Source organism: Streptomyces sp. NPDC101165 (genome assembly GCF_044768135.1).
In the GTDB taxonomy this organism is placed as follows: Bacteria; Actinomycetota; Actinomycetes; order Streptomycetales; family Streptomycetaceae; genus Streptomyces.
This window is the reverse complement of sequence record NZ_JBIWPG010000007.1, coordinates 117,044-137,721: the sequence shown is the minus strand read 5'-3', so window position 1 is coordinate 137,721 and position 20,678 is coordinate 117,044. Positions and strand designations below refer to the sequence as shown.

General features: G+C 69.6%; 18 protein-coding genes. 13 read left to right on the top strand and 5 right to left on the bottom strand.

Annotated elements, in window-relative coordinates:
* Window position 1: 1 nt before the first annotated feature.
* From ACIRVH_RS16595 to acsA, 3 genes are read right to left on the bottom strand one after another with little or no spacing between them, the layout of a single operon-like run.
* The gene (locus ACIRVH_RS16595; RefSeq protein ID WP_403953314.1) at window positions 2-1,081 is read right to left on the bottom strand and encodes an alpha-ketoacid dehydrogenase subunit beta; all 1,080 of its coding nucleotides are present in this window, start codon (window positions 1,079-1,081) and stop codon (window positions 2-4) included.
* A complete protein-coding gene (gene pdhA, locus ACIRVH_RS16590; protein ID WP_403953311.1) occupies window positions 1,078-2,103 on the bottom strand; it encodes a pyruvate dehydrogenase (acetyl-transferring) E1 component subunit alpha in 1,026 nt (341 codons plus the stop codon). The genes ACIRVH_RS16595 and pdhA overlap by 4 nt, the downstream gene beginning before the upstream one ends.
* Entirely contained in the window at window positions 2,100-3,923 is a 1,824-nt protein-coding gene (gene acsA / locus ACIRVH_RS16585) for an acetate--CoA ligase (RefSeq protein WP_403953309.1), read from the bottom strand. The genes pdhA and acsA overlap by 4 nt, the downstream gene beginning before the upstream one ends.
* Before the next feature lie 566 nt (window positions 3,924-4,489).
* Between acsA and ACIRVH_RS16580 the strand changes: the two genes are divergently transcribed.
* The 6 genes from ACIRVH_RS16580 (at window position 4,490) to ACIRVH_RS16555 (ending at window position 10,197) form a co-directional block, all read left to right on the top strand.
* Window positions 4,490-5,674 (top strand): 4Fe-4S dicluster domain-containing protein, encoded by a 1,185-nt coding sequence (locus ACIRVH_RS16580; protein ID WP_403953306.1) that lies wholly within the window; start codon window positions 4,490-4,492, stop codon window positions 5,672-5,674.
* Window positions 5,671-6,489 carry an FAD/NAD(P)-binding protein gene (locus tag ACIRVH_RS16575; RefSeq protein ID WP_403953303.1) on the top strand — a complete coding sequence of 273 codons (819 nt, stop codon included), beginning with the start codon at window positions 5,671-5,673 and terminating at the stop codon, window positions 6,487-6,489. The genes ACIRVH_RS16580 and ACIRVH_RS16575 overlap by 4 nt, the downstream gene beginning before the upstream one ends.
* Window position 6,490: 1 nt before the next feature.
* On the top strand, window positions 6,491-7,339 hold the full coding sequence (locus tag ACIRVH_RS16570) for an oxidoreductase (protein WP_403953301.1): 849 nt from the start codon (window positions 6,491-6,493) through the stop codon (window positions 7,337-7,339).
* Window positions 7,340-7,364: 25 nt separating this feature from the next.
* The gene (locus ACIRVH_RS16565) at window positions 7,365-8,711 is read left to right on the top strand and encodes a Ni/Fe hydrogenase subunit alpha (protein ID WP_403953299.1); all 1,347 of its coding nucleotides are present in this window, start codon (window positions 7,365-7,367) and stop codon (window positions 8,709-8,711) included.
* Entirely contained in the window at window positions 8,708-9,187 is a 480-nt protein-coding gene (locus tag ACIRVH_RS16560; RefSeq protein WP_403953298.1) for a hydrogenase maturation protease, read from the top strand. Before ACIRVH_RS16565 ends, ACIRVH_RS16560 begins: the two co-directional genes overlap by 4 nt.
* Before the next feature lie 134 nt (window positions 9,188-9,321).
* A complete protein-coding gene (locus ACIRVH_RS16555; protein WP_403953296.1) occupies window positions 9,322-10,197 on the top strand; it encodes a universal stress protein in 876 nt (291 codons plus the stop codon).
* 92 nt (window positions 10,198-10,289) lie between these two features.
* On the opposite strand, the gene ACIRVH_RS16550 is transcribed toward ACIRVH_RS16555, so the two are convergent.
* Window positions 10,290-10,502, bottom strand: a complete 213-nt coding sequence (locus ACIRVH_RS16550; RefSeq protein ID WP_403953294.1) for a hypothetical protein — start codon at window positions 10,500-10,502, stop codon at window positions 10,290-10,292.
* A gap of 687 nt (window positions 10,503-11,189) precedes the next feature.
* On the opposite strand from ACIRVH_RS16550, the gene ACIRVH_RS16545 reads away from it, so the two are divergent.
* Together ACIRVH_RS16545 and ACIRVH_RS16540 are read left to right on the top strand one after the other, a co-directional pair.
* On the top strand, window positions 11,190-11,687 hold the full coding sequence (locus ACIRVH_RS16545; RefSeq protein WP_403953292.1) for a transposase: 498 nt from the start codon (window positions 11,190-11,192) through the stop codon (window positions 11,685-11,687).
* A gap of 728 nt (window positions 11,688-12,415) precedes the next feature.
* Window positions 12,416-13,360: a hypothetical protein gene (locus tag ACIRVH_RS16540; RefSeq protein ID WP_403953290.1), complete on the top strand. Its 945-nt coding sequence runs from the start codon at window positions 12,416-12,418 to the stop codon at window positions 13,358-13,360.
* A 7-nt stretch (window positions 13,361-13,367) separates the two neighbouring features.
* Here ACIRVH_RS16540 and ACIRVH_RS16535 read toward each other — a convergent pair whose 3' ends face one another.
* Window positions 13,368-13,622 (bottom strand): hypothetical protein, encoded by a 255-nt coding sequence (locus ACIRVH_RS16535; RefSeq protein ID WP_403953287.1) that lies wholly within the window; start codon window positions 13,620-13,622, stop codon window positions 13,368-13,370.
* Window positions 13,623-13,767: 145 nt separating this feature from the next.
* On the opposite strand from ACIRVH_RS16535, the gene ACIRVH_RS16530 reads away from it, so the two are divergent.
* The 5 genes from ACIRVH_RS16530 to ACIRVH_RS16510 all read left to right on the top strand — a co-directional run bounded on the left by ACIRVH_RS16530 (window position 13,768) and on the right by ACIRVH_RS16510 (window position 20,673).
* Window positions 13,768-13,956: a hypothetical protein gene (locus ACIRVH_RS16530; RefSeq protein ID WP_403953285.1), complete on the top strand. Its 189-nt coding sequence runs from the start codon at window positions 13,768-13,770 to the stop codon at window positions 13,954-13,956.
* Window positions 13,953-14,606, top strand: a complete 654-nt coding sequence (locus ACIRVH_RS16525; protein WP_403953283.1) for a cytochrome b N-terminal domain-containing protein — start codon at window positions 13,953-13,955, stop codon at window positions 14,604-14,606. The genes ACIRVH_RS16530 and ACIRVH_RS16525 overlap by 4 nt, the downstream gene beginning before the upstream one ends.
* Complete coding sequence (locus ACIRVH_RS16520; protein WP_403953282.1) at window positions 14,603-15,559, top strand: hypothetical protein; 957 nt, start codon at window positions 14,603-14,605, stop codon at window positions 15,557-15,559. The genes ACIRVH_RS16525 and ACIRVH_RS16520 overlap by 4 nt, the downstream gene beginning before the upstream one ends.
* 699 nt (window positions 15,560-16,258) lie before the next feature.
* On the top strand, window positions 16,259-18,682 hold the full coding sequence (locus ACIRVH_RS16515) for a SpoIIE family protein phosphatase (protein ID WP_403953281.1): 2,424 nt from the start codon (window positions 16,259-16,261) through the stop codon (window positions 18,680-18,682).
* 455 nt (window positions 18,683-19,137) lie between these two features.
* Window positions 19,138-20,673, top strand: a complete 1,536-nt coding sequence (locus ACIRVH_RS16510; protein ID WP_403953279.1) for an MFS transporter — start codon at window positions 19,138-19,140, stop codon at window positions 20,671-20,673.
* Window positions 20,674-20,678 lie beyond the last annotated feature (5 nt).

Sequence of the window (20,678 nt, the reverse complement as noted above, 5' to 3'; positions counted from 1 at the left end):
CTCAGCCTGGCCTTCCCGTGACCGGCTGCCGTTGCGCCTCGCAGGCTCCGGTCGGGAGGGGCTCGCCGACCGTGCGGCGCGCGGCTGCGACGATCCCGTCGACCTGTGGCAGCGCGGCCGCCTCCAGCCTGAGCGCGTACGGTATGGGCACTTCGGCGCTGCACACCCGCTCTACAGGGGCATCGAGGTCGTAGAAGTGCCCTTCCGTGAGGCGTGCGGAGATCTCCGCGGCGAGGCTGCCGGTGCGCCAGCCCTCGTCGACGACGACGGCGCGGTGCGTGCGCGCCACCGAGTCGCCGACGGTGGCGTCGTCCAGCGGGCGCAAGGTCCGCAGGTCGACGACCTCGGCACTGATGCCGCCGCTCGCGAGGTCGTCGGCGGCGGCCAGCGCCTTGGGCAGCGAGCCGCCGTAGGTGATCAGGGATACGTCCGTGCCGGGTCGGCGGATCGTCGCTCGGTCGATGTCGACCGGCCCCGCGTCAGCGGCCAGGTCGCCTGAGACGTTGTAAAGGCTGCCGTGCTCGAAGATCAGCACGGGGTCGGGGTCGGCGAGCGCGGGGGCCAGCATGTACCGGGCGTCGGTGAGGGTCGCCGGAGCGAGGACCCGCACGCCGGGGATGTGCGCGTACCAGCCCTCCAGGCTGTGCGAGTGCTGGGCTGCGAGCTGCCGTCCCGCACCTGTGGTCATGCGGATCACGATCGGCACGGGCAGCTGGCCGCCCGACATGTGCAGCAGGGTCGCCGCGTTGTTGAGGATCTGGTCGAGGGCCAGCAGGCTGAAGTTGACCGTCATGATCTCGACGATCGGCCGCATGCCCGCCAGGGCGGCGCCGATGCCGGCGCCGACGAACGCGGACTCCGACAGCGGGGCGTCTCGGATCCGTTCCGGCCCGAACTCCTCCAGCAGACCGAGGCTGACGCCGAAGCAGCCGCCGTACCGGCCGACGTCCTCACCCATCAGGAACACACGCTCGTCGGTGCGCAGTGCTTCGCGCAGGGCCTCGCGCAGGGCCTCCCGATAGGTCGTTTTCCGGTCGCGGGGAGCGGCGGGTTCGGCAGTACGGGTGCGGGTCGCGGTCATGGTCTGCTCGCCTCCACCGGGCTGGTGACGTATGTCAGCAGATCCTCGACGGGCTCTTCGGGAGCCTGCTCGGCGGCCTCGACGGCGCGGTCGATCTCGGCGGCCAGGCGGTCCTCGAGGGCGGTGCGGGCTTTGTCGGTCAGCTCCTTCGCCTCCCGCATCCGCCGGGCGAGCCCCTCTACCGGGTCGCGCTCCTTCCAGTGCTCGATCTCGGCCTTGTCGCGGTAGCGGTCGGAGTCGTACATGGAGTGGGCGCGGAAGCGGTACGTGTGCATCTCCAGGAAGTGCGGTCCGGTTCCGGCACGCACCCCTTCGGCCGCCCGCCGGGCGGCGTTCTCGACGGCGAAGACGTCCATGCCGTCGACGGCCCAGGAGACCATGCCGTACCCGGCGGCACGCAGTGCGAGGTCGGTCTGGGCCTGGTGGCGTGCCAGAGCCGTGCCCATCGCATAGAGGTTGTTCTCGCAGACCAGCAGCAGGGGCAGTCCCCAGAGCGCGGCGAGGTTGGCCGTCTCGTGGAACTCTCCCTCGGCGAAGGCGCCGTCCCCGAAGAAACAGCAGGTGACCCGGTTGCGGCCGGTCATGCGGTCGGCGAGGGCGAGGCCGGCTGCGAGAGGGAGCCCGCCCCCGACGATCGCGTTGCCTCCATAGAAGCGGCGGCCGACGTCGAAGAGGTGCATCGAGCCGCCACGGCCCCGGCTGCAGCCGGTGACCTTGCCGAACATCTCCGCCATGATCGCCTCGGTCGGAACCCCGCGGGCGAGCGCGTGGCCGTGTTCGCGGTACGTCGACACGACCGCGTCGTCGTCCGTGAGTGCCTCGTTGACGCCGACGGCCACGGCTTCCTCACCGATGTACAAGTGCATGAAACCCCGGATGCGCGCCGCGCTGTACAGCTCCACGCAGCGTTCCTCGAACCTGCGGACACGCAGCATGGACTCCAGCAGGGCGAGACGGTGCGCGGCCTCGCGGCTCGGCCGGGAGGCGGTCCGAGGGGCGCGCGGGGTGCGGGTGGTGCTCATGCGGACTGCTCCGTCCTCTCCGGGGACGAGGCGTCCTTCTCCAGGGTGGAGGTGTCGCCCTCGGGCAGGCCGAGTTCACGTGCCCGCAGCAGGCGGCGCATGACCTTGCCGCTGCGGGTGTGCGGCAGGTGCTGGTCGAAGGCGATCTCGCGGGGCGCCACGGCCGGCCCCAGTCGGCGCCTGGCGAAGGCCAGCAGTTCCTGCTTGGTCGTGGCGGTCGGGTCGAAGCCCGGTCGGAGCGTGACGAACGCCTTGACGATGTTCCCGGCGACGGGATCGGGCCTGCCTATGACCCCGGCCTCGGCGACGGCCGGATGCTCCATCAGGGTGCTTTCGACCTCGAACGGCCCGATGAGGTGCCCCGCCGACTTGATGACGTCGTCGGCGCGCCCGACGAACCAGTACCAGCCGTCCGCGTCGCGCCGTACCAGGTCGCCGGTGAGGTACCAGCCGTCCGCGAAGGCCGCCGCAGTGCGTGGCTCGTCGTGCAGATAGCCGCGGAACATGGATGGCCAGCCCATCCGGAGCGCCAGCTCACCTTCCCCGCCGGGCTCTTCCAGTACGGTGACGTGTCCGTCTGCGACCTGGGCCCGACCGTCCTCGCCGCGCCGCAGTACCGCCGCTTCCACACCGGGAAGAGGACGCCCCATCGAGCCGGGACGGATGTCGCACGCGGCGAAGTTGGCGATCATGATGGCGCCGGTCTCGGTTTGCCACCAGTTGTCGTGCACCGGCAGGCCGAGCACGTCCCGTCCCCACACCACGGCTTCCGGGTTGAGCGGCTCGCCGACCGATGCGATGAACCGCAGTGTGCTCAGGTCGAACGAGCGGGGCAGGTCGTACGGCCCGGTTCTCGGCGTGGTCCGCATCAGCATGCGCAGGGCCGTAGGCGCCGTGTACCAGACGCTCACCCGCTGCTCGGCGAGGATCCGGTACCAACGCCGGGCGTCGTAGTCGCCCTCGTCCACCACGACCGTCACGCCGTGCATGAGAGGGGCGATGATCCCATAGGACATCCCGGTGACCCAGCCCGGGTCGGCGGTGCACCAGTACACGTCGTCCTCGTGCAGGTCGAGGGCGTACAGCGCGGTCATGTAGTGGCCTACGGCCGCCTCGTGCACGTGCACCGCACCCTTGGGCGTGCCCGTCGTACCGCTCGTGAAGTGCAGCAGGGCCATGTCGTGCGGCGAGGTCGGCGGAATGGTGAAGGTGTCGGCCGCGTCGGCCATCAGCGCGGCGAGGGACAGCGTGCCCGACAGGTCGTCCGCGCCCTCGCCGACGATCAGCACGTGGCGCAGGGCGGCAAGCCTCTCGCGTTGCCCGGCGATCTTCCTGCGGTACAGCTCCGCCGTGGTGACCAGCACCTGCGCGTCGCTCAGCGTCAGGCGCATGGCGACCGGTTCCGGTCCGAACGCGGAGAACAGCGGGCACAGGACGCTGGTGTTCTTCAGCGTGCCGAGGACCACGGTGTACAGCTCGGGGCACCGCCCCAGCAGCGTCACAACCCGGTCGCCGTGACCGATCCCGAGGCCACGGAGCACGTTTGCAAAACGTGCCGTCGAGCGGGCCAGATCTCCGTAGGTCACGCAGGTCAACGAGTCGTCCCGCCCGACACAGCGCAGCGCGACGGCTGTCGCACGGGCCGATGCCGCGTGCCGGTCCACGGTCTCGTGCGCGATGTTCAGTCCCCGCCCGCCGGGCAGCCCTTGCAGCCTGGCCCGTGCCTCCGACCACGAGAAGCCCGCACACTCCTTGTCGTAGTCGCCCAGATTGGCGGCGATCCGAAGCAGGGTGTCCTTCCGGATGGTCTCCCACCGCATGCCGGCCCCTCCTTCCTTCGGGCCTTCTTCGATCATCAGTCCGGACCGATCCGCCCGCACTGGGTCGAACGGCCCCCGTACGTGGCCGGACGGCTCAGGTCGACGGCTACTGCTTACTTGAGACGATGACCGGGGTACGTTCCGGGAGGCGAGGGGTATGGCGCCTCGATTCCGGCTCACGCTTCTGGGCGTGGGCGCCATGGCGTCCCCCGGGGCGGAGCCGCCCGAGGGCTGGCTGGATGCCTGGCTCGTCACCGACGAGCACGCTGAACTCGGCTCCTCCCTGCGCCGTCTCGCCAGGTCTGATCCCCAGGTACGGGGAGTGGGGCCGCGAGGGCCGCACATACCTCCTCTCCCCACGCTGCTGAGCGAGCTGATCGCTCGGAGCTGCCCTCGACGCCCGCCCGGGCCAGGGCGTCGGCCGGCTGGGGCCAAGGGGACCAATGGACCCCGCACGCTTGCCCGCACGGCACTGTCGGCGCGCCGCCGTACCGGAAATGCTGCGATCGTGGTGAAAGGGACGGTAAGGCCCCATGCGCCGTCCCGAGTGCTGAAGGAGGTCGGTCATGAGTGCCGACGCCGATGTGAACGCCTCCCCGGCCCCCGCGTCCGACGGGCACGTGATGGGCAAGGACGGTATGGCCACGCTCGTGGACGTGCTGGTCCGGCGCGGTTTCACCGTGGTCGGTCCTACGGTGCGGGACGGTGCGATCGTGCTGGCGGAGCTGCGGTCGGCCGACGAGTTGCCGTACGGATGGGGTGTGGAGCTGGAGGCCGGGCGGTATCGGCTTCGGGAGCGGTCGGACGGCGCGGCCTTCGCGAACGCGGCGGGACCCCAGTCGTGGAAATCCTTCCTGCATCCGACGCGGGTGCGGCAGTGGAGTGCCGACCGGGTGGAGGGCGACCTGGTCCTCACGGCCGACCAGGCCGCGCCGCCTCGATACGCCTTCCTGGGCGTGCGCGCCTGCGATCTGCGGGCCATCGCCATCCAGGACCGGGTGCTGACCGGTGGAGCGTACCGCGACCCAGTCTACGAAGGACGGCGCTCCGGAGCCCTGCTGATCGTGGTCGAGTGCACAGAGCCCGGCGCCACGTGCTTCTGCGTCTCGATGGGCACCGGACCCGCTGCCGGTCCCGGCTACGACCTGGTGATGACCGAAGTGGTCGATGAGGACGGGCACCGCTTCTGGGTGCGCAGCGGCAGCCAGGAGGGCGCGGAGATCCTGGCCGAGCTGCCCGTTCGTCCGGCCGACTCCGAAACTCGGGGGACAGCTCGCGCAGGCGTCACGGCCGCCGCGGATCGCATGGGGCGGACGATGCCCGAGGCCGATCTGCGGGAACTGATGGCCGGAACGCTCGACGCGCCCCGCTGGGACGACGTCGCAGGGCGCTGCCTGACCTGCGGCAACTGCACCATGGTGTGCCCCACCTGTTTCTGCACCACCACCGAGGACGTCACGGACCTCACCGGCGACCACGCGGAGCGGTGGCGGCTGTGGGACTCATGCTTCGACCTGGACTTCTCGCAGCTGCACGGCGGCCCGGTCCGTGCCTCGTCGCGCAGCCGCTATCGACAGTGGATGACCCACAAGCTCGGCACCTGGTACGACCAGTTCGGCTCGTCGGGGTGCGTGGGCTGCGGACGCTGCATCGTGTGGTGCCCGGTCGGCATCGACATCACCGAGGAAGCCGCCGCCCTGCACGACTGGACACAGTCCGGGGCAGCGGAGGAGGAAAGCGGGTCGCCATGAGCACTGTGACGCCCCCGCTGCCGTACCGCGTCGCCGACACCTGGGCTGAGACCGCCGACACCCGGTCGCTCGAACTGGTACCGACCGGACAGGAACTCTCGCTGTTCGCACCGGGCCAGTTCGCGATGATCTACGCCTTCGGCGTCGGCGAAGTACCCATCTCGGCCAGCGCCCTGCGCGGCCGCCACGGAGGTCTCGTGCACACCGTGCGCGCGGTGGGCTCGGTCTCGACCGCGCTGTACCGGCTGCGCCCGGCTGACACCGTCGGGCTCAGCGGACCGTACGGCACCGGCTGGGACCTTGATGCGGCAGCCGGCCACGATGTATTGGTGATCGCCGGCGGCATCGGTCTGGCTCCGTTGCGGCCGGTCGTGCATGCAGTTCTGGACCGGCCGGCCGTGTACGGCCGCCTTGCGGTCCTGGTCGGTGCTCGTACCCCTGCCGATCTGGTGTACCGGGACGAGATCGAGAGCTGGCGCGGCCCGGCCCGGGTGGAGGTGACCGTCGACCGCCCCGGCTCGGGCTGGGATGGTGCGGTGGGGGTGGTCACCACGCTCCTTGACCGCCTCGACCTGCGGCCCGAACGCACCTGCGCGCTGGTGTGCGGGCCAGAGGTGATGATGCGTTACACCGCACGCGTGCTCTTGCTCAAGGGTCTGGTGCCGCAGCGCGTTCAGGTGTCCTTGGAACGGAACATGCACTGCGCCACAGGCCATTGCGGCCACTGCCAGCTCGGCCCGCTCCTGCTGTGCCGCGACGGGCCGGTCGTCGGCTGCGACCGCGTGGCAGACCTGCTCCTCGTAAGGGAGTTGTGACATGGCCACCGAGCCTGGACCGGCCACCGACCCCCGGCCGGCGCTCGCCGTGTGGAAGTTCGCCTCCTGTGACGGCTGCCAGCTGACCCTGCTCGACTGTGAGGACGAACTCCTCGGTCTCACCGCGCGCGTACGCATCGACCACTTCGTAGAGATGACCCCGGTCGAGGGGGGCGGCGGGGAGCGTGCGCGACTGGACGGCCGGGGACCGTACGACCTCTCCCTGGTCGAAGGGTCGATCACCACCGCCGAGGACGCCGAGCGGATCCAGCACGTCCGCCGCATCTCCCGCTGTCTGGTGACCATCGGAGCGTGCGCCACCGCGGGCGGTATCCAGGCACTGCGCAACTTCGCGGACGTCGACGAGTTCGTCGCCGCGGTCTACGCCCAGCCGGAGTACATCGCCACACTGGAGACCTCGACACCGATCTCGGCCCACGTTCCGGTCGACTTCGAATTGCGCGGCTGCCCGATCGACCGCCGTCAGCTCCTCGAGGTCATCACCGCCTACCTGGCCGGACGTAAACCCCAGATCTCCAGCCACAGCGTCTGCTTCGAGTGCAAGAGGCGTGGCACCACCTGCATCACCGTGGCCCACGGCACCCCCTGTCTGGGCCCGGTCACGCACGCCGGGTGCGGCGCCATCTGCCCCGCCTACGGACGCGGCTGCTACGGCTGCTTCGGGCCGATGAGCCAGCCCAACCTGCGCTCGATGGTCGCGCAGTTGCGCCACGACGGGATGAGCGAGCAGGACATCCAGCGTGTCTTCCGCACCTTCAACGCCGCGTCACCGGAATATGCCCCCGTACCCGACCTCGCGGCCGAGGAGCAGAAGACCCCTCCGGCCTGACAGGACCCCGCACGGAAAGGCCCGCATGAACCATCCCGGAACCCGCGTCCTGCGACTGGACGCGCTGGCCAGGGTGGAAGGCGAAGCGGCTCTCCACCTGCGCGTCCAGGGGGGCACGGTCACCGAGACGCGGCTGCGCATCTACGAACCGCCACGCTTCTTCGAGGCTTTCCTGACCGGCAGGGGCCACACCGAACCACCCGACATCACGGCTCGCATCTGTGGCATCTGCCCGGTCGCTTACCAGATGAGCGCATGCCAGGCGATCGAGAACGCCTGCGGAGTCACCGTGGACGGCCCCCTCGCCGACCTGCGGCGCCTGCTGTACTGCGGCGAGTGGATCGAGAGCCACACCCTGCACATCTACCTGCTGCACGCCCCGGACTTCCTTGGGCGTGCGGATGTCGTGGAACTCGCCCGCGACCAACGAGCCGCCGTCGAACGCGGCCTGAGAATCAAGCAGACCGGCAACGCGCTCCTCGAACAGCTCGGCGGCCGCCCCATCCATCCGGTCAACGTCCGGGTCGGCGGCTTCTATCGGACGCCAGCACCGGAGGAACTCCGTCCCCTGGCGGAACGGCTGCGGCAGGCTCGTGAGGACGCACTGGAAACCGTCCGCTGGGTGGCGGCCTTCGATTTCCCCGACGCCGTGTGCGACCACGACCTGTTCGCACTGCGCGACCCCGGCCGCTACGCCATCGACGCCGGAACACCGGCGGTCATGGCCGCTGACGGCCAAGGCCGGGCGCTGCGCGATTTCTCCCTGGTCGACTTCGAAGAGCACGTCCGGGAAGGGCAGGTACCTCACTCCACCGCCCTGACGGCCACTCTCGACGGCCGCCGCTATCTGACCGGCCCGCTGGCCCGCTACGCGATCAACGGCCGGTGGCTGCACCCCGTGGCATCCGAGGCGGCGCGGGACGCCGGCCTGGGCGACCCGCTGACCGGCCCGGTCTGCGACAACCCCTTCCGGAGCATCGTCGTACGCGCCGTGGAAGTGGTACAGGCCATCGAGGAAGCCCTGCGGATCATCGACGGATACGAACCGCCTCCCCGCCCGGCCGTCGTGGTCCCACCACGCGAGGCGGTCGGCGCCGGGGCCACGGAGGCGCCCCGGGGGCTGCTGTACCACCGCTACGCCCTCACCGAGGACGGCACGGTCACCGAGGCCCGTATCGTCCCACCCACGGCCCAGAACCAGACCGCTATCGAGGAGGACGTGCGCAGGGCGGTCCAGGCGCGTCTGGACGCGGCCGGGCCCGCCGCTGACGACGAGGAGCTCACTCACGTATGCGAACGGGCCATTCGCAATCACGATCCCTGCATCTCCTGCGCCGCCCACTTCCTCGACCTGACCGTGGAGCGCACATGAGCGGCCGGGTCGTGGTGATCGGTGTGGGCAACCCCCTGCGCGGTGACGACGGGGCCGGGCCGGCGGTGGTGGAGGAACTGCGGGGACGTGTTCCCGACGGCACCGTCCTGGTGGCCAGTGACGGGGAACCCGCGCGCATGCTCGACCTCTGGCGCGGCGCAGACACCGTGGTCGTTGTGGAAGCCCTCCGAGGCCGGCCGAGCCGTCCGGGCGAGCTGCACACCCTGACAGCGGCGGAAGCGGCCGGCCACTCACGTGGTACGGCGAGCACGCATGCCTTCGGCCTGGGGGAGTGCCTAGCCCTGGCGGAAGCCCTCGACCAGCTGCCGCCACGGTTCGTGGTGCATGCCGTGGAGGTGGCCGACGTCCAACTCGGCACGGGTCTGAGCGAAGCGGTGCGGTCGGCCCTGCCTGCATTGACCGACCGCGCCGCCACCTCCGTACGACAGGCATACGAACGGAATCACGGGCCGTAGGCGGGGGTGGGGGGGACGAAGGTCCCATGGCCCGGGCCGAAGCGCCTCTCGCAACTTCGAGGGCCCCGGTGCAACGGTGAAGGTCACGCCATGCGCTGCACGGCGTGACAGCCCCATGAAAGGTGGTGGGGAAGATGGCACTTCCTCTGGTGGTGGGCGTCGATGGATCGGACTCGTGTCTGCTCGCGATCGACTGGGCCGTGGACGAAGCAGTCCGCCACGGTCTTCCACTCAGGCTGGTGCACGCCTCCCTCTGGGAGCGCTACGAGGGTGGACTCCCTTCGTTGGGCCAGGAGCGCGCCTCCGAACGGGTGCTGGCCGAGCACATCGTGGCCTCCGCCGCCGACCGCGCCGAGCGGCGCAACCCGGATGTGAAGGTCTCCACCGACATCGTTCCCGAGGACGCCGTGGCCGCTCTCGTGCGCGACGGCAACGATGCCTTTGCCCTGGTGACCGGGTCGCGCGGGCGCGGTCAGCTCAAGGGACTGCTTCTCGGGTCGGTCGGTCTGTCCGTCGCTGCCCGCGCGCAGTGCCCGGTGGTTGTGGTGCGAGGCGATCGGGTGGGCCTGGCGGGTACGCATGAGCGGATCCTGCTCGGCTTGGGAGAGGCCGACACGAGCTCCGAGGCCGTGCGGTTCGCCTTCCGTGAGGCCGAGGTGCGCGGCTGCATCCTGGGCGTGGTGCGTGCCTGGCGCCGGCCCGCCTACGACCGAAGCGGCGATCGACTACCGGCCGCGGCACCGACAGACGACTACGAGGAGCGAGCCTCCGCCCTCATCGACGCTTCGCTCAGAGCGGCGATCGCTGAGCATCCGCACGTCCGAACACGCCGGGCGACGCTTGAGGGGCCCGCAGGCAAGATGCTCGTGGATCGGTCGGCGGCAGCGGATCTCGTGGTCGTCGGGGCACGGCGCAGGACGGGCCACTTCGGGCTCCAGCTCGGCCGGGTGGGCCACACGCTGCTTCACCACGCCCTGTGCCCGGTCGCGGTGGTGCCACAGAGGCAGTGACTGCTTCGAAGCGATGACCGGCGGCGCCGCAGGGAAGACGGGAACGACGCGGCCCCACCGCACATTCGTGGCTCGGCTTGCGTGTCGTGCTGTCAGCCGAACAGATTCCGCACCCGGATGGTTTCGACGCGCCGCCACGTGCCGTCGGGCAGTAGCATCCAGTCGTCGGCCGCGCCGCGGGCACGCAGGTGGACGGAGCCGGCCGTCGACCGTGCGGTCCGCAGCCGCGCCGTTCTGGGAGTCGGCAACGGGGCACCGCAACAGGCGCGCTCGACTCGCCGGTCGGCTCGGGTGCGCTTGCTCATCGTCCCTCCGTGCACATGCCTGACAAAGCCGCAACGGCACAGCAGTCAGCCCGTCCTCGATGCCACGACGGTCGGCGACACGCTCCACCATCACTCCCGAGGTACCCGGGCCTCGGTGGAGCCGAACGGCACTCGCGAGGACCGTGGGGCCCATACCCGCCGAACCTGCGACGCGGGACGGTGGAGGAGCACATGGAACCGACCACTCCAGAGCGGAGGGCCGTGCCATGCGGACACCGCATCTTTCCGGCCACCGGCCCGCCTCCGGACTGCCTGGTAAGTGGCCTCCGTGCGGGCCCTACGGCGCCCGGAGCCGGCTGGAACGGCCCGTGGACCGGATGGAGCACAGACTCCGTGCCTTGCTGAAGGCCGTCGCCATCGTGGTGCTGCCGCTCTTGGCGTGGGGTGCTGGACCGACGACGTATCGCAACTACGCGCAGGCACGGCAGACGCGTTGGCTCGACTGCATCCGGTCAATGCGTGCCTGCTGACGGACGCGCGGTCTAGTGCTGGATTCCCCTTTGGTTGGGTATATGTCCTGATGGCGGGGCGGTTCGGGTGCTCGGGGGCGGGTGCTTGACGGTGGTGTTACGGGCACGGCCGAGCCCTGACGAGAACGAGCAACGCGCTGTGCATCGGCTGTCCCGGGCACGCAAGGCACGGTGCGATCTGGTGGTGCGGGCTCGGATGGTTGAGCTGAGCTGGTCTGGACAGCGAGTGCCCGACATCGCAGGTGAGTTGAGGTGCAGCTCCAAGACGGTCCGCCGGTGGCTGCACCGCTTCAACCGCTTGGGGCTGGACGGGCTGGAGGACCTGGGCGGGCAGGGCCGGAAGCGACGGATCACCGAGCCGGAACGCTCCCAGATCATCGGCCTGGTCAGACAGCCGCCGCCGGGCCGGCTGACGGTGCAGGCGGACGGCGAGCTGGCCGCGGCGGATGAGGCTGGGCCGCCGGAGTGCACCCTCGACGCGCTGGCCGCCGAGGCGAGGCGGCTGGGCATCGAGATCGGCCGCAGTCAGGTTCGCCGGATCCTGCTGGCCGAGGGGGTGCGCTGGCGCCGCACCCGGTCCTGGACCCGCTCGAAGGACCCGGAGTTCGAGGGAAAAGGACCAGGGTCATCGAGCTCTACACCTGCCCGCCCGACGGTGCGACGGTCGTCTGCGCCGACGAGCTCGGACCGGTGATCCCACGCACGTTTCCTCCGGCGCCGGCCTGGTCGCCGGACGGCCACCGCATCAAATCCGAGGTCGACTACGGCCGCGGGCCGGAGAAGACCTGGGTCTACGGCGCCCTGCGGGTACGGAACGGACATGAAATCACGATGACCGCTTCCTCCCGCAACAGGGCCTTCTACCAGCAATTTCTCGAGAAGATCCGCTGGCGCCCCTTGGGACGCCGCTGCCGCGCCCCGGAAGTGCCCCGCACATCGCTTCCAAGGTGGAGCGGGTCTGAGGGCCCGTTCCTGCATTGAGCGCGACCAAATAGGTCCCGAGCCCCTTTCGTGACCGGGAGGGGGCTCGTTGGTGTGCGGTGGCGTGTGAGTCCGTGAGCTTGATGCTGTGGCGTCCCCCTCGACGCAACTGAGTGACAACTTGCTCTGCCTCAGCAAGGCGCCACGCGAGCGCGGCGGGGGCCCGGCGCCCGGCCGGCGTCTGTGCCGCGCTCCAAGCGTTCAGCACGCTTGAGGTCAGAGAAGGGGTGCGTCGTGGCCGGCGCAGTCACTCAGCGGTCGTCTCTGGGCCATGCCGGTCATTGTCTCCGGCCGTTCGGGGCGTGCCAGCTCACCTCCGGCGCTCGGTCCGCCCCGAGGGGGGAGGTTTCTCCGAGCGTGGGCGCTTGGGCCGCCCAGCAGGAGAACGACAGCGAGGCGGGGCCGCCGGGCGTGTCCCTGCACATGGACAGGAGATGGCAAATGCTCGTGCGAGCAACTCGGGCGGTGTGGCACCGGGGAATGCCGACGGTGGTTGTGGCAGCGATGGCGGGGGCGGCCGGCCTGAGCGGGGCGGCCCCGGCCACGGCTGCCCAGAGCACCACGGTGAACTGCAACGCCGACCCCGGCGCCTTGCAGCCCGCGATCAACGCCGCTCCGGCGGGGAGCACCCTGCAGGTGAGGGGGACCTGCGTCGGCAACTTCACCATCGACAAGAACCTGACCCTGACGGGCACCCAGGGCGCGGTCCTCGACGGCAACCACACCGGTTCCGTGGTGACGGTCACCAGTGGCGCCCAGGCGCGACTGGTGGCCTTCACCATCACCAACGGCCGCAACTTCAACGGCGGCGGCGTGCTCAACATCAACGGCAGCACGTCGACGCTGGACCGCACCACGGTGACCGACAACAGCTCCGTCTTCACCGGCGGCGGCATCTTCAACGACGGCACCAGTACGCTGACGCTGAACAACTCCACGGTGCAGCGCAACACCGCGGGGAGCACAGGCGGCATCGACAACCGCGGCACGGCGAGGCTGACCCGCAGCACGGTGCGTGACAACACCTCCGGCGCGGACAGCGGCGGCATCTACAACGGCGGCTCGCTGACGCTGGACCTCTCCACGGTGAGCGGCAACAGCGCCACCTCCCCCGGCGGTGGGGGCATCTTCAACGACGGCACGCTGACGATGACCCGCACCACGGTGAGGGGCAACACCGCAGACTTCGGTGGCGGCATCTACAACCGCAACGCGGCAACACTGACCCTTTCCTCGGTGGTGGGCAACACCGCGAACGGTGGCCCCGGCAGCGGCGGCGGCATCTTCAACAGCGGTAGCACAGTGACGCTGGACCGTACCCTGGTGCGCAACAACACCCCGGACAACTGTTCTCCCGAGAACACCATCCCCGGCTGCACCAACTGACGAGCGATCACTTGTGCACGACTTCCGCCTGATCCGGTGACTGCGGGTCGCGGTCCTTGTGCTGGCCGGTCTGCCCCGCCATGGACACGTACATTCCGGTGGGGACGACCGGGAAGAAGCTGCCGCCGTTGACCGTCAAGAAGTCGGCTCCGACCAGCTGAAACAGGGTGACGACGCGCTGAGCGTAATAGGCGCTCTGAAGGAGTGGGAGCCGCAGGTGCCCGGCGGTCAGATGGACATGTGCGCTGAGGTGAGCGTTCATTCGTTCGGGCGATTGACGTGCTGGCGGCCGAGAGAGCCGCTTCTGTGTGACTGAGCCGTTCGGCCCATGGTCCAGGCGGTCTGGGAGGCAGAGGGGCTTGCCGGCCGGTTTGCTTGCTCTCGGAATGCTGAGAGGAGGTCGGCTTATGGCAGGACGACCGCAAACCGTCGAGCGCGTGCTCGCCGTGCCCAGCGACCTCAACGGGACCGGGCACTACGTGCACTGGGGTGTGGTGCAGGTGTCCGTCGCCAATGTCGTGGTCGTCGGGTTGATGCTGGTCGTCTTCGTGGCGGCCCTGCTTCTTCCCTTCCCCCGAGGGCGAGGCAGGCGATGAGCGAGGCGGGAGAGGCCGGCGGAGGGTGGACCGGAGCGGTACGGCGGAGGTCGGTGCGGGCATTGCCCCCGGACAAGCTGCTGCCCGACACCCAGCCCGCGTACATGGCGTCATGGATCTACGTCTTCGGTGTGCTCACCGTTGCCGCGCTGATCGTCGTTCTGGTCACCGGCGGGGTGCTGGCCCTGAAGGGACCCGCGTGGTGGCACGTCTCGGGGGCCGGCAAGTACGTGAACAGCCTGCACCTGTGGAGCGTCGAGCTGTTCATGTTCTTCATGGTCATCCACCTGTGGGGCAAGTTCTTCATGGCTGCCTGGCGGGGCCGCCGGGCGCTGACCTGGATGACCGGCACGGTGTGCTTCTTCGCCTCGATCGGCACGGCCTTCACCGGCTACCTGGTCCAGCAGAACTTCGACTCCCAGTGGATCGCCGGGCAGGCCAAGGACGGGCTCAACTCGGTCGGCATCGGCGCGTTCTTCAATGTGCTGGACTTCGGTCAGATGTTGATGTGGCACATCGTCCTGCTGCCCTTCGTTCTCGTCCTGCTGACGCTCTGGCACATCCTGCTGGTCCGGCTGCGCGGGATCGTGCCGCCGATCGACGCCACCACCCCGCCCACGGAGGGAACCACGCAGGAGACAGCGCGATGAACCGACACACGCGCAATGCCGCAGAGCCGGACCCGGCCGCCTTCCCCACCAGGCCGTACGACCTGGTCAAGGAGTTCACGATCGCGTTGGTCGTGGTCGCGCTGCTCACCGTGGGCCTGGCCGCCGTCTTTTCCTCGCCCGACGTCAAGCCGGTGACGCTGGCCTCCTGGTCGAGGGCCGACGGCGCCGACTTCACGGCGACCGCAGTGTCCGAGCTCGGCGGCACCAGCGGTACGGCCGAGTACGGGGCGCCGTACAACAACACGCCGGGCGCGGCGCAGAAGCTGGGCCCGGTCGGGCTGCAGAGCGCCGCGGGGGTCCGCATCCCGATGGACACGGCGAACGAATTCGTACTGCGCCCGCTGCGTGATGCCCCAGAACCGCCCGCCGTCACCGTGGCCCTCGCCACCTGGGACGCCGCCCCGGCTGCCCGGCAGCGGGCATGGACCGTGGCCTACTCCGATGCCCTGGCCAAGGCCCACGGCGGTACCCCTGCGAAGGGCGACTACGGCCCTGTCCCCGTCCTCACTGCACGCCTTCTCGAACTTGCTCGCAGCGGTGCGCTGGACGGCCAACTCCAGTCACAGGGCAAGTTCTACGAGACCGACTACACCCGCCCGTTGCTCTTCCTCTCCGACGGTTCCTACCTGGAGTCCCTGGCCCGTGCCGAGCATCTCGGCGGTGACCAGTGGGGGATGATGAACGAGACCGGGAACTACCCGGGTCAGGCGTGGCTGTGGCTCTACACCTTCTGGTACCAGATCGAGCCTTTCAAGTCCTCCGGCAACGCCGACGCCCTGATCTGGGGTCTGATGGCCCTGCTCAGCCTGGCCCTGATGCTGGTCCCCTTCATCCCCGGCGTGCGCTCGGTACCGCGCTGGACGCGGGTGCACCGGTTGATCTGGCGCACGTACTACCGCGAGCAGGCCGTGGAACGGAGCCGGCGGGACTGATTCCCGTGCTTGGACAAGCGCCGGTACGGCTGGCCGGATCGCCAGGCCGGGCCTTGGGGAGCGTGTGTGCGTTCCTCACTTCGCGTTCCTCAACGAGGCTCATGGAGCAGTGGAGTGACCCGGAGTGAGTGAGAAGACTCGGGTGCGTGGATTCGGGCCCGCCGAGGGTGTGTCCCCAGCTGGACACCCACATCCCAATCGGCCCAACCGGCAAGATGCTGCCGTTGACGGTCAACAATGCTGCGCCGGCGCCGGCTGCGAGTGGTCACTCGCACTGAGGTGGGCTGGGCACTCGATCGGGTGGCTGAGGTGCTGGCGGGGTGAGCGCGGACGAGGTGGCGGCTGCGCCGGCTGCAGTCGGCGTCTCACGTCCGCACCCGTTGGTGCTGCCGACGGCGGACACCGTTGCCGGCTCCCAGCGGCGGCTCGCAGATCGTCTCCGAGGTGCAGTGGGTCTGAGGGTCCGTCCAGGCTGGTGCCGGGCTGCGTGACGGGTTGCGCCCCTTCCCTGACCAGGAGGGGGCGGAGTTGCGTTTGGTGATCGCCAAGCCCTCTGTGTTCGGGGTCGCTCAAGAGGAACTGCGCCGACCTGCGGGCTAGAGCGGGGAACGGTAGAAGTGAGGGTAGAGGGCACTCGCGGCACCCCACGGTCGGGGTGGCATCTCCCCGCACCTCCGGCTTTCGCGTGCCAGATGGGCGATGATCGAAATGCACGGCGCCACAACTGGTAATGGATCCGGCCTGTTCCCCGACCCGGCGGCCTCAGCCACGGCCGTCGTCGATGGACGGGGGATTGTCACGGGGTGGAGCACCGGCGCCGAGCGGCTGCTTGGCTACCCCTATCAGGACGTCGTTGGGCGCCCTGCAGCCCGTCTGCTCGGCTTGGATCCCGATGCGGAAGATGTTCTCTCCGCGGTCCTCGACGGGCGGAGCAGTACTGCCGTGCTCCGCCACCGGGACGGCCAACGCATCGAGGTGCGGCTGCGTGCCTTTTCGTCGCTCGACGGCGAGGGCAAAGCGCAACAGCTGGTCGTGGCGACTGCGCCGGACCGCCCAGAACTGCGTGCGGCGACGACAACGGAAGAAGCGTTCACGCAGTGCCATCTGCCCTTGATGGTGTTCGATTCCGAGCTGCGAGCCCTACGAGCGAGCGCCGGCGCTGTTCGCGAGCTTGCTCTCTCGGAAGAGCAGCTGAGTGGTCGGCGGGTCACCGAGATCATGCCGCCCCACATCTGCCAGGCGGTCGAGGAGGGCATGCGCCGTGCGTTCAGGACGGGGAAACCGGAGCAGTTCCACGTACGGGGTAAAGCGCGGCCCACGGCACGCGAGCGGGTCTGGTCCATCACCGTGTCCCCGCTCAAGACGCCGACCGGACAGGTACGACGCGTGCAACTGACTGCGCTCGACGTCACCGAACAGCACTTGGCCCGCGAACGACTCGCCCTGCTCAACGATGTCAGTACGCAGGTGGGCAGCACCCTCGACGTGATGCGTACAGCTCAGGAGATGGCAGATGTCGCTGTGGGCTGGCTTGCCGACTTCGTCACCATCGACCTGCTGGATTCGCTGTTCCGGGGTGTCGAGCCGACGCCTTCTGCCACCGGCGCTGTCGCTCTCCGTCGCGCTGCGCAACAGTCCGTGCTCCCTGGCGTGCCCGAGGCATTGATCCGACCGGGAGATGTGGACTACTACCCGCAGTCCTCGCCGCCCGCGCGCTGTCTGGCCACCGGTCGGCCCTCGCTCCATCGCGCAGTGGACGAAGCGATCAAGGATTGGCAGGCGGCCGACCCCAAGCGGTCATGGGTGGTCCAGACGTTCGGAGTCCACTCGATCATGGTGATTCCGCTGCGTGCCCGCGGTATCACGCTTGGCGTGGGCGTTTTCGTCCGCCACCGGCGTCAGGAACCTTTTCAGGACGACGACCTGCTCCTCGCAGAGGAAATCGGCGCACGTGCCGCCGTGGCCGTGGACAATGCACGCCGCTACACGCTCGAACGCACCACCGCCCTGGCCCTGCAGCGGAGTCTGCTCCCACGGCGGTTTGCCGCCCAGGACGCGGTCGAGGCCGCTTATCGCTACCTTCCGGCTCGAACCCGGGCGGGGCTGGGAGGCGACTGGTTCGATGTGATCCCCCTGTCGGGCGCGCGGGTCGCCCTCGTGGTCGGGGACGTGGTGGGCCACGGCCTGCGCGCCTCCGCCACCATGGGCCGACTGCGGACCGCAGTGCGCACTCTGGCCGATGTGGACATTCCCGCCGACGAACTCCTTGTCCACCTCGACGACCTCGTCACCCACCTGGCGGCAGAGGAGGACCCCACAACGGACCCCGGGGCCGAGCCGGCCCTCGACACCACCACCGATCTCATCGCCACGTGCCTGTACGTCGTGTACGACCCCATTGAACGGCGCTGCACGGCTGCCAGTGCGGGTCACCCGCCTCCAGCCGTCGCGACGCCCGACGGTACGGCGCACTTCGTCGACGTCTCGCCAGGGCCTCCACTGGGCGTAGGAGGGCTGCCCTTCGAAACGGCCGAGTGGCAGCTTCCCGAAGGCAGCCTCCTTGCCCTCTACACCGACGGCCTCGTCGAGGGAACCCGCCGTGACCTCGACAAAGGTCTCACGCTACTGCGCCGGCGACTGGAGCGGCCCGCGCAGTCGCCGGAGGCCGTCTGCGAGGACCTGATCCAGACCCTGCTCCCCGCCCAGCCGCAGGACGATGTCGCTCTCCTGGTCGCCCGCACCCGTGTCCTGGACGCCAGTCAGGTCGCCACGTGGGATGTGCCGTCCGACCCTGCCGCGGTGGCCGGAGCTCGTGCGGAAGCCCAGGCCCGGCTGGCGGCGTGGCGACTTTCCGATGTTGCCTTCACCGCGGAACTGGTGATCAGCGAACTGGTCACCAACGCGATCCGTTATGGGCAGCCACCCATTCGGTTGCGTCTGATCCGTGACGCCGCGCTCATCTGTGAGGTCTCGGACAGCAACAGCACAGCCCCGCATCTGCGGCGTGCCCGTGTCTTTGACGAAGGCGGCCGCGGCCTACTGCTTGTCGCACAGTTCGCCGATCGCTGGGGGACACGCCACCATGCTCAGGGGAAGACGATCTGGGCGGAGATCGCTTGCTGAAGCAGCGGGCTGGTCGTTGTCGGCTTCGAATCCTCCTGACAACGGGCCCCGGAACGGGAACGAGGTCCGCAGTCGTGCTCCGCCACCTCCTGGACCTGCGCCTCATACGGTGCGGGACGGCTGCGACCGAAGCACGGGCGGCGGATGCCTGGAGACCCGGCCGGCTCGCCCCATGTGTCGCCTGACCCCCGGGCCGGCCGTGAAATTCCCCGCCGTGGGACCGGCCACAGCGCCGTCGGAGGGAGCGGGCGACTGGTCTGCCTCTGCGGGCTCGGGAGATTCCGTGTACGTCACGGGAACTCCGGTTCTCCGTCCGGTGGCCCGGCGAGGCCACAGCGACGTGTGTACTCCGAACGCCGGGCTTGCGTGCGTGTCGGCCCGGGGAAGCCCGACGGTGCGCAATGGCCGAGTTAGCGTTGACCGGAATGCGACGTGGGAGCACGGGAGGCGCTACGGTGTCGTCCGCTGAGTCACGTACCAACGCGACGACCCTGCCGATCATCCTCGCCCTCGCCCTCGCCTTCACGGTCACCGTCGTCGACCCGCTGGTGCTCAGCCTGAATCTGCCGCAGGTGAGCCGGGCCCTGCGTGTGCCGCCGCAAGTCGTCGGGCTGCTGGGCGGAGCAGCGACGCTGGTGATGGCCACCTCCGTTCTTGCCGCGGGCAGGCTCGGGGACTCCGTCGGGCTCAAACGCCTGCTGGTGCTGGGACTGGTCGTCGTCACGGTCGCCGACCTGCTCTCCGTGCTCTCGCCCGGCTACGGCTTCCTGCTGGCGATGCGCTTTCTGGCCGGGCTGGGGATGACCGCGCTGCTGGCAGTGCCGCTGGCCCTGCTGAAGGTGTCCGTGGCGCCGGAGAGGCGGCCGGTCGCCATCGGTGTCCTGATGGCCGTCGACGTGATCCTGTGCGGGGTGATCCCCACGTTCACGGGCTGGGCGGTGACGGCCGTCGGCTGGCGGTTCCTGTTTCTGATCGCCCCGCTGCTGTGCCTGGTGTCGCTGTGGTTGACGGTCCGGTACATCCCGGAATCACCCGTCCAGCAGGGCCGTCGCCTCGACGTGGTCGGTGTCACCCTGATCGGGGCGACTCTGCTGGCCCTTGTCGTCGGCCTCGCCGCGGCGCAGAACGGCATCCTCCGGCCCGAGACCTGGGTGCCGCTGCTGATCAGCACGGCCGTCGCCGTGCTCTTCGTGCTCCATGCACGCCGCACCCCGGAACCCGCCTTGGACCTGGCACTGTTCCGCAGCGCACCGTTCAGCGTCGCCTTGGCGGCGACCCTCACGCTGAACTTCCTGATCGCGGGGCTCGGCATCGTCCTGGGGCAGTTCGGCAGCGTTGTGCTGTCGCTGTCACCCGAGTCCATCGGCCTGCTGTACCTCCCCGGCACACTGCTGATCGCCGGTGCCGTGATCCTGGCCGGCAGTCTGATCGGGAAGTACACCCCGCGGCCGGTGATGGTCACCGGCCTGCTGGTGATGGCGGCAAGCGGACTGCTGTTGGCGGGGACCGCCGGTCCCACGATGGCGGTGTGGCTGCTCGTGCCGACCACATGGCTGTGCAACCTCGGGTCGGTGGTCACTTCCGCATCGGTGTCCGAGACGGTCCTCTCCCAGGCGCCGCCCGGGCGCTCCGGCACGGTGGCCTCCGTCCAGATGGCCTTCGCGATGACCGGCGCCGCTTTCGGGCCCACCGTCTACGTTCTGCTTCTCGACTTCTTCTTCCGGCGGCAGTGGCTGGTGGACGCGAAGTCACGCGGGCTGTCGGTGGCCCGGGCCGGGCGGGCCGTGGATGCCGTGCGCAGCGGACTGGCGCAGAGTCCGGGCAGCACCGTATACGACTCCAACCTGCTCCGTCAGGCTTCAGGACTGGACCTCGGGCTGGACTTCGCTCACGGACTACGGCTCACCATGGTGATCGTCAGCATCCTGCCGCTCGTTGTGGCGGTGCTGGCCTTGCTCCTGATGCCCCGCCGCAAAGAGCCCACGGTCTAGGGTGC

Bases quoted from the DNA above. Each gene is read 5' to 3' on its own strand.
- ACIRVH_RS16595 (WP_403953314.1), bottom strand. From the start codon at position 1,081: ATGACCGCGACCCGCACCCGTACTGCCGAACCCGCCGCTCCCCGCGAC.
- pdhA (WP_403953311.1), bottom strand. From the start codon at position 2,103: ATGAGCACCACCCGCACCCCGCGCGCCCCTCGGACCGCCTCCCGGCCG.
- acsA (WP_403953309.1), bottom strand. From the start codon at position 3,923: ATGCGGTGGGAGACCATCCGGAAGGACACCCTGCTTCGGATCGCCGCC.
- ACIRVH_RS16580 (WP_403953306.1), top strand. From the start codon at position 4,490: ATGAGTGCCGACGCCGATGTGAACGCCTCCCCGGCCCCCGCGTCCGAC.
- ACIRVH_RS16575 (WP_403953303.1), top strand. From the start codon at position 5,671: ATGAGCACTGTGACGCCCCCGCTGCCGTACCGCGTCGCCGACACCTGG.
- ACIRVH_RS16570 (WP_403953301.1), top strand. From the start codon at position 6,491: ATGGCCACCGAGCCTGGACCGGCCACCGACCCCCGGCCGGCGCTCGCC.
- ACIRVH_RS16565 (WP_403953299.1), top strand. From the start codon at position 7,365: ATGAACCATCCCGGAACCCGCGTCCTGCGACTGGACGCGCTGGCCAGG.
- ACIRVH_RS16560 (WP_403953298.1), top strand. From the start codon at position 8,708: ATGAGCGGCCGGGTCGTGGTGATCGGTGTGGGCAACCCCCTGCGCGGT.
- ACIRVH_RS16555 (WP_403953296.1), top strand. From the start codon at position 9,322: ATGGCACTTCCTCTGGTGGTGGGCGTCGATGGATCGGACTCGTGTCTG.
- ACIRVH_RS16550 (WP_403953294.1), bottom strand. From the start codon at position 10,502: ATGAGCAAGCGCACCCGAGCCGACCGGCGAGTCGAGCGCGCCTGTTGC.
- ACIRVH_RS16545 (WP_403953292.1), top strand. From the start codon at position 11,190: ATGGTTGAGCTGAGCTGGTCTGGACAGCGAGTGCCCGACATCGCAGGT.
- ACIRVH_RS16540 (WP_403953290.1), top strand. From the start codon at position 12,416: ATGCTCGTGCGAGCAACTCGGGCGGTGTGGCACCGGGGAATGCCGACG.
- ACIRVH_RS16535 (WP_403953287.1), bottom strand. From the start codon at position 13,622: ATGAACGCTCACCTCAGCGCACATGTCCATCTGACCGCCGGGCACCTG.
- ACIRVH_RS16530 (WP_403953285.1), top strand. From the start codon at position 13,768: ATGGCAGGACGACCGCAAACCGTCGAGCGCGTGCTCGCCGTGCCCAGC.
- ACIRVH_RS16525 (WP_403953283.1), top strand. From the start codon at position 13,953: ATGAGCGAGGCGGGAGAGGCCGGCGGAGGGTGGACCGGAGCGGTACGG.
- ACIRVH_RS16520 (WP_403953282.1), top strand. From the start codon at position 14,603: ATGAACCGACACACGCGCAATGCCGCAGAGCCGGACCCGGCCGCCTTC.
- ACIRVH_RS16515 (WP_403953281.1), top strand. From the start codon at position 16,259: ATGATCGAAATGCACGGCGCCACAACTGGTAATGGATCCGGCCTGTTC.